This is a genomic window from Bacillus sp. JZ39, assembly GCF_053903145.1.
In genome coordinates this window covers 100,001-113,933 of sequence record NZ_CP096389.1, presented here as the reverse complement: position 1 = coordinate 113,933, position 13,933 = coordinate 100,001, and the positions used below count along the sequence as shown (strand labels likewise).

The 13,933-nt window shown below is 42.6% G+C and carries 12 protein-coding genes, 2 rRNA genes and 1 other annotated feature (1 of these 15 only partly in view); all 14 genes read right to left on the bottom strand.

Features of this window, described 5'->3' with window-relative positions; genetic code table 11:
• Nucleotides 1–3: 3 nt before the first annotated feature.
• Nucleotides 4–1,404 (bottom strand): cysteine--tRNA ligase, encoded by a 1,401-nt coding sequence (gene cysS, locus M1D65_RS00615; protein ID WP_038427269.1) that lies wholly within the window; start codon nt 1,402–1,404, stop codon nt 4–6.
• Entirely contained in the window at nt 1,401–2,054 is a 654-nt protein-coding gene (gene cysE, locus M1D65_RS00610; RefSeq protein WP_003225749.1) for a serine O-acetyltransferase, read from the bottom strand. The genes cysS and cysE overlap by 4 nt, the downstream gene beginning before the upstream one ends.
• Nucleotides 2,055–2,122: 68 nt before the next feature.
• Nucleotides 2,123–2,353 (bottom strand) — a binding site (T-box leader).
• A gap of 2 nt (nt 2,354–2,355) precedes the next feature.
• Nucleotides 2,356–3,807: a glutamate--tRNA ligase gene (gene gltX / locus M1D65_RS00605; protein WP_014478617.1), complete on the bottom strand. Its 1,452-nt coding sequence runs from the start codon at nt 3,805–3,807 to the stop codon at nt 2,356–2,358.
• 90 nt (nt 3,808–3,897) lie between these two features.
• Nucleotides 3,898–4,374 carry a 2-C-methyl-D-erythritol 2,4-cyclodiphosphate synthase gene (gene ispF / locus M1D65_RS00600; RefSeq protein ID WP_014475594.1) on the bottom strand — a complete coding sequence of 159 codons (477 nt, stop codon included), beginning with the start codon at nt 4,372–4,374 and terminating at the stop codon, nt 3,898–3,900.
• Nucleotides 4,367–5,065, bottom strand: a complete 699-nt coding sequence (ispD, locus tag M1D65_RS00595) for a 2-C-methyl-D-erythritol 4-phosphate cytidylyltransferase (RefSeq protein ID WP_124073490.1) — start codon at nt 5,063–5,065, stop codon at nt 4,367–4,369. Before ispD ends, ispF begins: the two co-directional genes overlap by 8 nt.
• Before the next feature lie 14 nt (nt 5,066–5,079).
• Nucleotides 5,080–6,180, bottom strand: coding sequence for a PIN/TRAM domain-containing protein (locus M1D65_RS00590; protein WP_003235014.1), 1,101 nt, complete (start codon nt 6,178–6,180; stop codon nt 5,080–5,082).
• Between the two features lie 115 nt (nt 6,181–6,295).
• A complete protein-coding gene (gene disA / locus M1D65_RS00585; RefSeq protein ID WP_003225736.1) occupies nt 6,296–7,378 on the bottom strand; it encodes a DNA integrity scanning diadenylate cyclase DisA in 1,083 nt (360 codons plus the stop codon).
• A 3-nt stretch (nt 7,379–7,381) separates the two neighbouring features.
• Nucleotides 7,382–8,758, bottom strand: a complete 1,377-nt coding sequence (radA, locus tag M1D65_RS00580; RefSeq protein ID WP_014475593.1) for a DNA repair protein RadA — start codon at nt 8,756–8,758, stop codon at nt 7,382–7,384.
• A gap of 91 nt (nt 8,759–8,849) precedes the next feature.
• Entirely contained in the window at nt 8,850–11,282 is a 2,433-nt protein-coding gene (clpC, locus tag M1D65_RS00575; protein WP_014475592.1) for an ATP-dependent protease ATP-binding subunit ClpC, read from the bottom strand.
• Entirely contained in the window at nt 11,279–12,370 is a 1,092-nt protein-coding gene (locus M1D65_RS00570; RefSeq protein ID WP_003235007.1) for a protein arginine kinase, read from the bottom strand. Before M1D65_RS00570 ends, clpC begins: the two co-directional genes overlap by 4 nt.
• Nucleotides 12,370–12,927, bottom strand: coding sequence for a protein-arginine kinase activator protein McsA (mcsA, locus tag M1D65_RS00565; RefSeq protein ID WP_015252993.1), 558 nt, complete (start codon nt 12,925–12,927; stop codon nt 12,370–12,372). Before mcsA ends, M1D65_RS00570 begins: the two co-directional genes overlap by 1 nt.
• Nucleotides 12,928–12,940: 13 nt before the next feature.
• Entirely contained in the window at nt 12,941–13,405 is a 465-nt protein-coding gene (ctsR, locus tag M1D65_RS00560; protein ID WP_003225724.1) for a transcriptional regulator CtsR, read from the bottom strand.
• A 240-nt stretch (nt 13,406–13,645) separates the two neighbouring features.
• Nucleotides 13,646–13,761: ribosomal RNA gene (gene rrf, locus M1D65_RS00555) — 5S ribosomal RNA — on the bottom strand.
• A 55-nt stretch (nt 13,762–13,816) separates the two neighbouring features.
• Nucleotides 13,817–13,933 (bottom strand): 23S ribosomal RNA (locus tag M1D65_RS00550); it runs 2,811 nt beyond the window's last position.

Here is a 13,933-nt window from a genome sequence, read left to right as displayed (position 1 = left end):
CTGTTATTCTCCCCGTTTCCAGCGAGTGCCTTGAGCCGTATCTTCAAGAATGATATTCATGCTTTTCAGCTGGTCGCGGATCTGGTCTGACAATGCAAAATCGCGATTCCGGCGCGCTTCATTTCGCTTTTCGATTAAGTCTTCAATCTCTTGATCGAGAAGTTCCTGCTCACCCAACGAAAAACCGAGGACAGAAACAATACGGTCAAACATCTCGATAAACGCCGTAATTACATGATCAGCTGTATGGTCTTTCTGAAGATAGTAATTGGCGTGTTTCGCTAAGTCGAACAAGACAGAAATCGCATTCGCCGTATTAAAATCATCGTCCATCGCTTCTTCGAATGCATTGCGGTGTTCTTCAACTTTCTCAAGCCATTGATCGTCATCTTCCGTTAAATTCGTACTGCTGTTCAGACGGTGCTGAAGATTGCTGTACGCTGTTTTTAAACGGTTAAATGCGCTTTTCGTATTTTCTAGAAGTTCTTCTGAATAGTTAATCGGATGGCGATAATGAACAGATAGCATAAAGAATCTCAAAAGCTGCGGATCATGCTGTTTAATGATGTCATGCACAAGCACAAAGTTGCCCAGTGATTTTGACATTTTTTCATTATCAATATTGATATAGCCATTATGGAGCCAGTACTTCGCAAACGTTTTTCCTGTCAATGCCTCAGATTGCGCAATTTCGTTTTCATGGTGAGGGAATGTTAAATCCTGTCCGCCCGCATGGATATCAATCTGGTCACCCAGATACTTTTTCACCATTGCTGAGCATTCAATGTGCCAGCCCGGACGTCCTTTCCCCCAAGGGCTATCCCAAGAGATTTCTCCTTCTTTTGCCGCTTTCCACAATGCGAAATCAAGAGCATCTTCTTTTTTCTCGCCGACTCGGATGCGTGCACCTGATCTAAGTTCATCGATTGATTGCTGAGAAAGCTTTCCGTACCCTTCAAATGCTCTGGTTTTGAAATATACGTCACCTTCTGATTCATATGCGTAGCCCTTTTTCACGAGCTGATCTACGAATTCGATAATGGCATCCATGTTCTCCATTACTCGCGGATGAAGGTCGGCTTTTCGGCAGCCGAGCGCACCTACGTCTTCAAAGTATGCTTTAATAAAACGCTCTGAAATGGTGGGTACATCCTCACCGAGTTCATTTGCCGCTTTAATTAATTTATCGTCTACGTCTGTGAAGTTAGAGACATACTGCACATCATAGCCTTTATACTCTAAATAGTTTCGAACCGTATCGTAAACGATTGCCGGACGCGCGTTCCCGATATGAATATAATTGTAAACCGTGGGTCCGCATACATACATTTTCACTTTTCCCTCTTCAAGAGGAACAAACGTTTCCTTCTGTCTAGTCAATGTATTATAAAGTGTGATTGTCATTTTTGGTTGATCCTTTCTTTTCTGTCTTCAAGTTCTGCCTTCAGCTCTAAAATCTGCTGTTCCAAAGACTTAAAGCGGTCAGCAACTGGATCGGGCAAATCCTGATGGTTTAAATCGCGTCTTACTTTTTTGCCATTTTGTACAACGACCCGTCCAGGGATACCGACAACTGTTGAAAAATCAGGAACATCATGCAGCACTACTGAACCAGCCCCAATCTTTGAGCCTTCACCGACCGTAATAGAACCGAGCACTTTAGCACCTGTGGCTATCAATGCGTCATCTTTAATCGTTGGGTGCCTTTTTCCCTTTTCTTTCCCCGTTCCCCCGAGGGTAACCCCCTGAAAAACGGTTACGTTATTGCCGATTTCACATGTCTCCCCAATGACAACCCCCATGCCGTGGTCTATGAAAAATCTTCTCCCGATTGTAGCGCCGGGGTGGATTTCTATCCCGGTAAAAAATCGGCTTACTTGAGATATAAGGCGTGCAAGGAAATAAAATTTTCGTTTATATAAAGCATGTGCAATCCGATGCGCCCATATAGCATGTAAACCGGAATAAGTTAAAATCACTTCAAAATAGCTTCTTGCTGCGGGATCTTGATCGAACACAGTATCAATGTCTTCTTTGAGCATTCTAAAAAACACATGCTTCCCCCCGTTTCTCTATCTGATTTCCTCTACCCAATAAAAAAAGCGCCTCTGCATGTAAACATGACAGAGACGCTTTAACCGCGCGGTTCCACTCTGTTTGAAAAGCAGACTTCTGCTCTCCCAACTTCAGCCTGTAACGGCGGCGGCCGCCTTTGAATACTGGTTTCAAAAAACGTTCTTCAAAGGTCTTAAGGGCGCACTTCTAAAACCCGGCTCATGGATCTCTCTCAGCCAATGGAGATCCTTTCTGTAATGGCCTAAAGCTTTATACTCTTCCCTGTCAACAATCATTTATTTAGATATTTTTTAAACGCTGAATTGCAGTCTCTTTACCGATCAATTCAATTGATTGCGGCAGTTCCGGACCGTGAGTTTGCCCTGTTACAGCAACACGAATCGGCATAAACAGTTTTTTCCCTTTATGGCCAGTTTCTTTCTGCACTGCTTTGATCGATGCTTTGATGTTATCCGGAGTGAACTCCTCAAGCTCTTCAAGCTTCGCTGCGAATGTACTGAGCACTTCAGGAACCTGTTCTTCTTCCAGAACAGCTTTCGCTTCTTGATTATACTCGATCTCATCCGTAAAGAACAAATCAGTCAGCTCAACAATTTCCGCACCGTAGCTTAATTGCTCATGATACAGGGAAATCAGTTTACGAACCCACTCTTGTTCTTCAGCAGAAAGCTCAGTGCCAACTTTGCCCGCTTTTTGCAAATGCGGAAGCGTCAGTTCAACAACCTGATCAAGATCCAGCTTCTTCACATATTGGTTGTTAACCCATTTTAGCTTATGCATATCAAACAAAGCTGGTGATTTAGATAAACGATTTACATCAAAAATTTCAATAAACTGCTCTTTTGTGAAAAGCTCTTCTTCTCCAACCGGTGACCAGCCTAGCAGTCCGATAAAGTTGAACAGCGCTTCTGGCAAGTAGCCAAGCTCTTTGTACTGCTCGATGAATTGAATAATGGATTCATCACGTTTGCTGAGCTTTTTACGGCTTTCGTTTACGATCAGCGTCATGTGTCCGAACTGAGGAATATCCCACCCGAATGCTTGATAGATCATAATCTGTTTCGGTGTGTTAGAAATATGATCCTCACCGCGCAGCACGTGTGTCATTTTCATTAAGTAGTCATCAATCGCTACCGCGAAGTTATAAGTAGGCGTTCCGTCCTTTTTAACAATAACGAAGTCGCCGATGCCATCTGATTCAAAAGAAATTTCGCCTTTTACGATATCATTGAAGGCGATAATTTTTCCTTCCGGCACGCGGAAACGAATACTTGGTTTTCTGCCTTCAGCGATAAATTTCTCCTGTTCTTCCTGAGTCAGGTCTCTGTGTTTTCCGGAATAACGAGGCATTTCTCCGCGGGCAATCTGTTCTTCACGCTCTTTTTCAAGCTCTTCTTCCGTACAGTAACATTTATAAGCAAGCCCTTTTTCAAGAAGCTCTTCATAGTACACTTTATAGATATCGTTACGCTCGGACTGACGGTATGGGCCGTACTCTCCTCCGACATCCACACTCTCATCCCAGTCAATACCTAGCCACTTCAGATAATTCAGCTGGCTTTGTTCTCCGCCCTCAATATTGCGCTTTTTATCTGTATCCTCAACTCGAATGATAAACTTACCGCCTTGATTGCGGGCAAATAAATAATTAAAAAGCGCCGTTCTGGCATTTCCAATATGCAAATGTCCGGTTGGACTCGGTGCATAACGGACGCGTACTTCGTTTCCCATTTTCAAATACTTCCTTTCATGTCATGTATGGCCTCAGGCAAAAATGTATGAATCTATTCTACCACCAAATAGACCCGGCATCAAAACAAGTTAGCCTTTTTGTATCAGTACTGTCGCCTGAGCCGCTATTCCTTCCGCCCGGCCTGTAAATCCAAGCTTTTCTGTCGTTGTTGCTTTTACATTTACTTGAGAAACTTCTGCCTCAAGGCCTTCAGCAATTCTTTTTCTCATATCTTCTATGTACGGCAGCATCTTCGGCTTTTGCGCTATGATGGTGCAATCAATGTTCCCAAGGACATACCCCTTCTGTTTCACGATTCCCCAGACATGCTGAAGTAATTTGAAAGAATCTGCGTCCTTGAACTCGGGATCTGTGTCAGGAAAATGCTTGCCGATGTCTCCTTCACCCACAGCTCCCAGGCAGGCGTCAGCGACAGTATGCAGCAATACGTCTGCATCAGAATGGCCAAGCAGCCCTTTTTCGTACGGGATTTCAATTCCGCCAATAATGAGAGGACGGCCCTCAACTAATTGATGCACATCAAATCCTTGTCCAATTCTAAACATGTTTATTCCCACTTTCTGATTCCATGATAGCTTCAGCTGACGTCAAATCGTCTGGCGTCGTCAGCTTAATATTTGTATAGCTGCCTTCTACAACACGGACCGAACCGCCCTCCATCTGTTCAACGAGGCTGGCGTCATCCGTCCCTAAAAATCCCTTGCGCTCGGCCTCAGCGTGAGCCTTCATCAATAAAGAAAGACGAAAAGCTTGTGGCGTTTGGACAGCCCACAAGCTTGAACGTTCAATCGTCTCACTGACTTGTAAATCTTGAACGCGTTTAATCGTATCTTTTACCGGAACAGCAAGGATGGCCGCTCCTGTCTGTTCCGCCTCTGCGATCAGTTCGTCAATTTGTTCATGTTTTATAAATGGGCGGGCACCGTCATGTACAAGGACAATCTTTTCCTGCTTTACGGCTTTCAGCCCCTTATACACACTGTGCTGACGCTCATCTCCGCCTGCAACAAGCTCAATCGAAGTTTGAAACGGGTAATCGCACAGCAATTGCTGAAAGTGCTCCCGCTCCTGCTCGTTAATCACCAAGATGATTTTTTCGCACTGCCGGTGGCTGTCAAACACTCTTAACGTGTGTATGATCACCGGGTCTCCTTTCAGCTCAATGAACAGTTTATTTCTCCCTGCCTTCATCCGCTTTCCCTGACCGGCTGCAGGAATCACCACATCATAACTCATTGTTTTTTCTCCCTTTACAGCGCCTTCTCCAACAGCTTAGGCTTCGCAAAAATCATTCGTCCCGCTGCTGTCTGCAGCACACTTGTGACGAGTACATCAATATGCTTGCCGATATAATTGCGTCCTTCTTCAACGACAATCATCGTACCGTCATCCAAGTAGGCAACTCCCTGATTATGCTCTTTCCCGTCCTTAATGACCTGAACATTCATTTCCTCGCCAGGAAGCACAACAGGCTTGACCGCATTGGCAAGGTCATTAATGTTTAATACTGCTACCTTCTGAAGCTCGCACACTTTATTTAAATTAAAATCATTCGTCACAACGACCCCGGATGTCAGCTTAGCAAGTTTGACGAGCTTGCTGTCAACCTCCTGAATATCTTCAAAGTCGCCTTCGTAAATTTCAACTTCAATGTCTAATTCTTTCTGAATGCGGTTCAGGATATCAAGACCGCGGCGTCCTCTGTTTCGTTTTAAAACATCTGAAGAGTCTGCAATATGCTGCAATTCCTCAAGGACAAACTGCGGAATCACGATAACTCCCTCTAAAAAACCAGTCTGACAAATATCTGCTATTCTCCCATCAATAATAACACTAGTGTCCAAAATTTTCAGCTTCTTGTCTTGAACCTCATGTTCTTCATCAGCTGTTCCTTTTTTCTTTTGCATTCTGGCGGAAATGGAAAACAGGCTGATCAATTCATCCTTTTTCTTAAAGCCCACCTGGAAGCCGAGATAACCGAGGAAGAAAGCCAAAAATACAGGAATTATTGTGCTGAATATGCGGTAAGGTATATTGTCTAAAGGAATAACATTTACGATAAGATAAGCAATTATAAGTCCAAAAACTAAGCCAAGACTTCCAAATAACAAATCTGGAACCGGCGCTTTTAACAATGAATCCTCTATCCACTTCACCCAGTTCACAACGTATTCTGTACCCCATATACTGATGAGAAAAAAGATAATTGCTCCTATTGCCGCAGACGTATATGCGTTTGTTATTAAAGGTATGTCCTGTATATTTAACAGTACAAACAATTCAGGTATCAAAAATATACCAACAACGCCGCCAAAAATAATGAAGAACGCCTGAACTATTCGTTTTAACATACCCCCACCTCCTTTTTTAACATTTTAATTTCACAAAGTCTTATGCATCCTACGAATATCAGAATAAACAAAAACCAACATTAATATACCCGTATTCATAAGGTTTTAACCGAAATCACAGTTGTCTGTCTAAATAATGCTTCTCTTGCAGGCGTTTTAATCCTTTTTTGATTTTTTGGGCTCGTACTTCACCGATTCCCTCTACTTCATCTAATTCTTCTGCACTCGCCTCAATAATCCTTGGCAGGACTCCAAATGCTTCTACAACATTTTCAACAATCGGCATCGGAAGACGCGGTATCTTATTTAACAGCCTGTATCCTCTCGGCAATACATAATCATCAAGATTAGTAGAAGCAGGGTAACCGAGAAGCTTATACACAATGGAATCATCCAGCAGATCATAACTGGACATATCCTGCAGCTCCTTCAAGAGAACAAACGGATCTTTAATCTTTTCTTTTACATAGTCCTTAATAAATAAAGCGGCCTCTTCTTCCATATCCGTAATCAATTCAATGACTTGCAGTTTGATCAGATGCCCTTCTGTCCCCAGCTCTTTGATATACATATTAATTTCGTTTTTGATTCTCAGTACCATTTCATAACGATGCATGACAGACAAGACATCACTAAAGGTAACAAGTTCCTCAAACTCTAACGCGTTCAGTGCATTAATCGTTTTATCGAGGATTGTCTTATACTTTTCAAGTGTTTGAATGGCTTGGTTCGCCTTGGTTAAAATAAATCCTATGTCTTTTAGTGTATACTTCATGTTTTCCTGATATAACGTTATGACATTTCTTCTTTCAGAAATTGCGATCACAAGACAGCCAGTTTGCTTAGCTACTCTTTCGGCAGTTCTGTGCCGCATTCCTGTTTCTGATGAAGAAATTGTGGCATCCGGCATCAGCTGAGTATTCGCGTAGAGGATCTTTTGACCCGAATCACTTAAAATGATCGCTCCATCCATTTTAGCCAGCTCATATAAATGCGCCGGAGAAAAAGCCGTGTTTATGTGAAAGCCCCCGTCCACCACTTCTTTTACTTTATCATTATATCCAACAACAATCAGACCGCCTGTATTTGCTCTCAAGACGTTTTCCATCCCCGCTCTGAGCGGTGTACCCGGAGCAACAAACTGCAATATAGATGACAGGTCTAACTCGTGTTTCGCCCCTTTTTTCTCTTTTTCCATCTATTATCCTCCTAATGAAGTACGAAGCGCTTCTGCAACATTTGCTACTCCGATAACCTCAATCCCTTTTGGTTTTGTCCATCCATCCAGATTTGCCGCGGGTATGATCATGCGTTTAAAACCAAGCTTTGCCGCTTCTTTCACACGCTGTTCAATTCTTGAAACCCGCCGGACTTCTCCGGTTAATCCCACTTCTCCAATAAAACAATCTGCAGGATTTGGAGGTGTGTCTCTAAAGCTTGATGCGATACTAATCACAATCGCAAGATCAATTGCCGGTTCATCAAGCTTAACGCCGCCTGCCACTTTCAAATAAGCATCTTGATTTTGCAGCAGCAGCCCTACTCTTTTTTCTAACACAGCCATTAACAGAGAAACCCTGTTATGGTCTATTCCCGTTGCCATACGCCTTGGGTTGCCAAAGCTTGTTGGCGAGATGAGCGCCTGAATTTCAACAAGAATCGGTCTAGTGCCCTCCATAGAGGCAGTGATACTCGAGCCTGCGGAACCAGCAGAGCGTTCTTCTAAGAAAATTTCCGAAGGATTCAAAACCTCAGTGAGCCCCTCTTCCCGCATTTCGAAAATGCCCATTTCGTTTGTAGATCCGAAACGGTTTTTTACAGCCCGCAAAATACGGAAAGTATGGTGACGTTCTCCTTCAAAATATAAAACAGTGTCAACCATATGCTCCAACAGTCTCGGACCTGCAATAGACCCCTCTTTCGTCACGTGCCCTACGATAAAAATCGGAATACCTTTTGTTTTTGCAATTTTCATCAGCTCAGCGGTACATTCTCTGACCTGTGACACACTGCCTGGAGCCGATGTAATATCGCTTTGGTAAACCGTTTGAATAGAGTCAACAACGACAAACGCTGGATTCATCTCTTGTATAGCAGACGAAATATACTCCATATCGGTTTCAGATAAAACATGCAGTGACGGATTATTAATGCCAAGACGGTCTGCTCGCAGCTTCGTTTGCTTTACAGATTCTTCTCCCGAAATATACAGGACACTGTTTGATGAGCCTGATAATTGAGCGGAAACCTGCAGTAATAGCGTTGACTTTCCGATACCAGGATCACCGCCAATTAAAACGAGGGAGCCTTTAACGACACCTCCGCCGAGTACTCTGTTAAACTCGCCAAGCTGGGTTTTGACGCGGGGTTCTTCTGATGTTTCGATTGATGTAATAGGTGAAGGTTTCTGTACAGTTTGAACAGAATGAGAAAAAGCCGCTCTCCGATTGGCCGGTGCTTTTTTAATCATTTCTTCCACCATTGTATTCCAAGCACCGCAGCCCGGACATTTCCCCATCCATTTTGGAGACTCGTAGCCGCAGGATTGGCAGATGAATTTCGATTTTGTTTTAGCCATATATAGTGTAAGACCTCTCCCTTGTTCTATTTCTTGATATGAAAGTGAGGCATACACTTACATGCTGTATGCCTCATTTCCGTCTTCTATATTAATTCGTTTTAGCAGTCGTTTTTACGACAAATTCGCCATCTTCTACATCAAGAACAATATGCTGTCCTTTATGAATATTTCCTCTGAGGAGTTCTTCAGATAAACGATCCTCGACATGTTTTTGGATCGCTCTTCTTAACGGACGGGCACCGTATTCCAGGTCAACGCCCTCTTCCGCGACTTTCGCTTTTGCAGCATCTGTCAATTCGATAGAAAGATCTTGTTCTTTCAAACGTTTCGTTAATTGATCAGACATTAATGACACAATTTCAGTAAGATGTTTTTTCTCAAGTGAATGGAAGACAATGATTTCATCGATACGGTTGATGAACTCAGGTCTGAACGCTCGTTTCAATTCACCCATCACTTTATCTTTCATGTCTTTATGATTTTGAGTTTCATCCTGAACGTTAAAGCCGACATATTTATTGCGTTTCAGCTCACTTGCTCCGACGTTTGATGTCATGATCAGAATGGTATTGCGGAAATCGACTGTGCGTCCTTTAGAATCAGTCAATCGTCCGTCTTCAAGAACTTGCAGAAGGATATTGAAGACATCAGGGTGCGCTTTCTCGATCTCATCAAGAAGCACGACAGAGTAAGGTTTTCTTCTGACTTTCTCTGTCAATTGACCGCCTTCATCATATCCCACATATCCCGGAGGCGAACCAACAAGTCTTGAAGTTGAGTGTTTTTCCATGTATTCAGACATATCAATTCTGATCATGGATTCTTCATCGCCAAAAATGGATTCAGCAAGTGCTCGTGCAAGCTCTGTTTTACCTACACCTGTAGGGCCTAAGAAAATGAATGAGCCGATTGGGCGTTTAGGATCTTTCAATCCTGCTCTCGCACGTCTGACGGCTTTTGCAACAGCTACAACCGCTTCATCCTGGCCGATGACGCGGGAATGAAGAATGTTTTCCATATTGAGAAGCTTATCAGTTTCAGTTTGGGCGATTTTAGATACAGGCACACCGGTCCAGCTGGATACAACCATCGCAATATCATCCACAGTAACCTCTGAGTTTTCCTGCCCTTGCTTCTCTTTCCATGATTTCTTCGTATCCTCTACTTGCTCGCGCAGGCGTTGTTCAGTATCACGCAAGGAAGCAGCTTTTTCAAACTCTTGGCTTTGCACTGCCGCATCCTTCTCTTTACGAACCTCATCAAGCTTCTGCTCAAGCTCTTTTAAGTTAGGAGGCGTTGTAAATGAGCGCAGTCTCACCTTTGAACCTGCTTCATCGATCAAGTCAATTGCTTTATCCGGAAGGAAGCGGTCAGAAATATATCTGTCAGAAAGCTTAACCGCAGCTTCAATGGCATCATCAGTGATAGAAACGCGGTGGTGGGCTTCGTATCTGTCACGCAGACCTTGTAAAATTTGAATACTTTCATCTACAGATGGCTGATCAACCTGAATCGGCTGAAAACGGCGTTCCAGTGCTGCATCTTTTTCAATATATTTACGGTACTCATCAAGAGTCGTTGCACCAATACATTGGAGTTCGCCGCGAGCAAGTGAAGGTTTTAAAATATTAGATGCATCAATAGCACCTTCTGCTCCGCCTGCCCCGATTAATGTATGGAGCTCATCGATGAATAGAATGATATTTCCTGCCTGGCGAATTTCATCCATGACCTTCTTCAGGCGATCCTCAAATTCTCCGCGGTATTTTGTGCCGGCAACAACTGTTCCCATGTCTAATGTCATCACACGTTTATCACGCAAAATTTCGGGTACTTCATTATTGATAATTTGCTGTGCCAATCCTTCTGCGATAGCCGTTTTACCTACACCTGGTTCCCCAATGAGAACAGGGTTGTTTTTCGTTCTGCGGCTTAACACTTCAATGACACGCTGGATCTCCTTGCTTCTGCCGATTACAGGGTCAAGGCTGTCTTCCTTCGCAATAGCAGTTAAGTCTCTTGCCAAGCTGTCAAGCGTAGGCGTATTCGCATTGCTGTTTGTTCCTGCCGCTGATGATCCTGTTTCATTACTTCCTAGAAGCTGGAGCACCTGCTGTCTTGCTTTATTTAAGCTGACACCGAGATTATTCAGAACTCTCGCAGCAACACCTTCTCCTTCACGAATCAGACCAAGAAGAATATGTTCTGTTCCAACATAAGAATGACCGAGTTTTCTTGCCTCATCCATTGAAAGCTCAATGACTTTTTTAGCTCTAGGAGTATAATGAATCGTTTGAGACATTTCCTGCCCGCGCCCGATCAAACTTTCTACTTCTTTCTGAATTTTATCTGAACCGAGTCCAAGCGCTTGAAGAGCTTTAGCAGCAATGCCCTCTCCTTCTCTTACCAGTCCTAATAAAATATGCTCAGTGCCAATGTTATTATGACCTAACCGAAGTGCTTCTTCCTGTGCTAGCGCCAGTACTTTTTGAGCTCGTTCTGTAAATCTTCCAAACATCATATCGATTCATCCTCCTGTCTTTTCCCATTCATTTCTAAGTGAAGCCGTTCTCTGATGAGAGCCGCTCTTCGAATGTCCCTTTCGTTCGGACGCAAAGCGCCTCCCGAGTATTGCTGTAAAAATCCTGGCTGCGTCAAAATCATAAGTTCGTTAAGTATGTTGCTTGAAAGTCCTTTTATAATGCCTAGGTCTATGCCTAACCGAACATCTGAAAGGCACTTTGCAGTTTCTTTCGATTCTATCATCCGGCAATTAGACAAGACCCCATAAGACCGATATACCCGATCCTCAAGTTCGATTTTAGAAGTTTGATAAATCGCTTCTCGGGCAGATCGTTCTTGTTCAATCAACTGAGCAGCAACACTGTTAAGATCCTCTACAATATCCTGCTCTGACTTACCAAGCGTGATCTGATTTGAAATTTGAAAGATATTCCCTACTGCTTCGCTGCCTTCCCCATAAATTCCTCTAACAACTAAGCCTAATTGATTAATTGCCGGTATAATTCGATTTATTTGCCTAGTTAAAACTAGTGCCGGCAGATGCATCATGACCGAAGCCCTTAAACCTGTACCTACGTTTGTAGGACAGCTGGTTAAGTATCCTCTTTGCTCATTGAATGCATAATCAACTTTTTCTTCGATCCAGTCGTCGACCTGGTTTGCGGCTTTCATTGCTTCTAAAAGCTGAAATCCAGGGAAAAGACACTGAATTCTAATATGGTCCTCTTCATTTAGCATGACGCTTACTTCCTCATTTTCAGAAAGCAAACAGCCGCCAAAAGGAGACTCTGTCAGATTCGGACTGATTAGATGTTTTTCAACAAGTACACGCTTCTCTAAAGGCTGTGCATCATTCATTCTAATCAAAACAAATTTGCCGATTCCAGGAATTTCCTGCTCTGAAAACTGATCTTCAAATTGCTGTATGATGGATGAGGCTTCTTCATTGGAATACCGCGTAGGGAACCGAATATGCTCAAAGTTCCTTGCTAAACGTATGCGGCTGCTGAGTACAATGTCACTTTCAGGTCCTTTCTGCTTCATCCAACTGCTTAGTGCGTCCTGAATAAAATGCTTTAGCGACATTACTCCTGTTCCTCCTCACTATCTGTACTTTTGAGTGATTGTTCTAATGAACGAATTTGATCTCTTACATGAGCTGCATTTTCAAATTCTTCTTGATGGATTAAGGATTCTAATTCCTTTTTTAGCATATCAATCTGCCGTCTGACATGAAGATTGCCGCCTATTCGTTTCGGTATCTTACCTGCATGCACAGTGTTTCCGCTGTGCACTTTACGTAGGATTGGTGTAATGTTGCTATGAAATGTTTTGTAACATTCAGAACATCCAAAACGGCCAATTTTTCTGAATTGCTGAAAAGTCATTCCGCATTTCGGACAAGCAGATATTTGCTCCGAGTGACTGAACATTTGAGTTCCTGCATTTTGAAATGAAGAATCCATGTTCAGTAAACCCGAAAGTAAATTATGAATAGAGAAACCCTGATTTGCACTTATACCATATGAATCACTATTTTCTTTGGCACATTGTTCACAAATATGAACTTCTATTTTTTCTCCGTTAACAACCTTTGTAAAGTGAAAAGTGGCTGGTCTCTCGTGGCACTCTTGACAAATCAATCTTTTCACCTGCTTATTTTAATTTTAAAGAAGTCAGCATTGCCTTCATCATTCTCGCTCTTAATTCATCACGTTCAGGTAAGTCAATGTGTAAAACTGAGCGGTCCATTACGCTGACCATCATTTTTGCTTCTCTTTCTGAAATTACCTTGTCTTCTAATAGCCTTAAAATAATGTCATCAGAGGCTGCTTGAGACAAATGGGTATTAATTTGAGAAATAATATTATTGATCAGGACAACTTCATTGTTCATTTTAATTTTAATGATTCTGATGTAACCGCCGCCCCCGCGTTTGCTCTCAACAATATATCCTCTTTCGCTTGTAAATCTGGTGTTGATGACATAATTTATTTGGGAAGGAACGCATTGAAATTTATCTGCAATTTCACTTCGTTTAATCTCTAAAATTTCCTTGCCATTTTGATCTAACACTCGTTTTAAATATTGTTCAATGATGTCAGAAATATTATGTCCCACTCAACCCCCTCCTTTACTGACTTTGACTATATTTGACTATAATCTTACTATAAGCCGTTTCTCGAGAATTTTCAACTTTCTCGCTCTATCCTTTATTATTTCCATTTTCCCGGTCCACAAAACCTGATTGCTGATTTAAAATTCGGTATAAAGTTATTATATTATACAGTTAAGTGGAATTTTATGATACCAATAAACCAAAATACAAAAAACCCAGCTCAATGAGCTGGGTTTAAGCTTGCTTGGCGGCGTCCTACTCTCACAGGGGGAAACCCCCGACTACCATCGGCGCTGAAGAGCTTAACTTCCGTGTTCGGTATGGGAACGGGTGTGACCTCTTCGCTATCGCCACCAAACAAATTGAGAGTGTTCTCTCAAAACTAGATAACAGGTGTAACATCATTCAAAAATATGGTTAAGTCCTCGATCGATTAGTATCTGTCAGCTCCATGTGTCGCCACACTTCCACCTCAGACCTATCAACCTGATCATCTTTCAGGGATCTTACTTCCTTGCGGAATGGGAAAT

Bases quoted from the DNA above. Each gene is read 5' to 3' on its own strand.
- cysS (WP_038427269.1), bottom strand. From the start codon at position 1,404: ATGACAATCACACTTTATAATACATTGACTAGACAGAAGGAAACGTTT.
- gltX (WP_014478617.1), bottom strand. From the start codon at position 3,807: ATGGGAAACGAAGTACGCGTCCGTTATGCACCGAGTCCAACCGGACAT.
- ispF (WP_014475594.1), bottom strand. From the start codon at position 4,374: ATGTTTAGAATTGGACAAGGATTTGATGTGCATCAATTAGTTGAGGGC.
- ispD (WP_124073490.1), bottom strand. From the start codon at position 5,065: ATGAGTTATGATGTGGTGATTCCTGCAGCCGGTCAGGGAAAGCGGATG.
- M1D65_RS00590 (WP_003235014.1), bottom strand. From the start codon at position 6,180: ATGTTAAAACGAATAGTTCAGGCGTTCTTCATTATTTTTGGCGGCGTT.
- disA (WP_003225736.1), bottom strand. From the start codon at position 7,378: ATGGAAAAAGAGAAAAAAGGGGCGAAACACGAGTTAGACCTGTCATCT.
- radA (WP_014475593.1), bottom strand. From the start codon at position 8,758: ATGGCTAAAACAAAATCGAAATTCATCTGCCAATCCTGCGGCTACGAG.
- clpC (WP_014475592.1), bottom strand. From the start codon at position 11,282: ATGATGTTTGGAAGATTTACAGAACGAGCTCAAAAAGTACTGGCGCTA.
- M1D65_RS00570 (WP_003235007.1), bottom strand. From the start codon at position 12,370: ATGTCGCTAAAGCATTTTATTCAGGACGCACTAAGCAGTTGGATGAAG.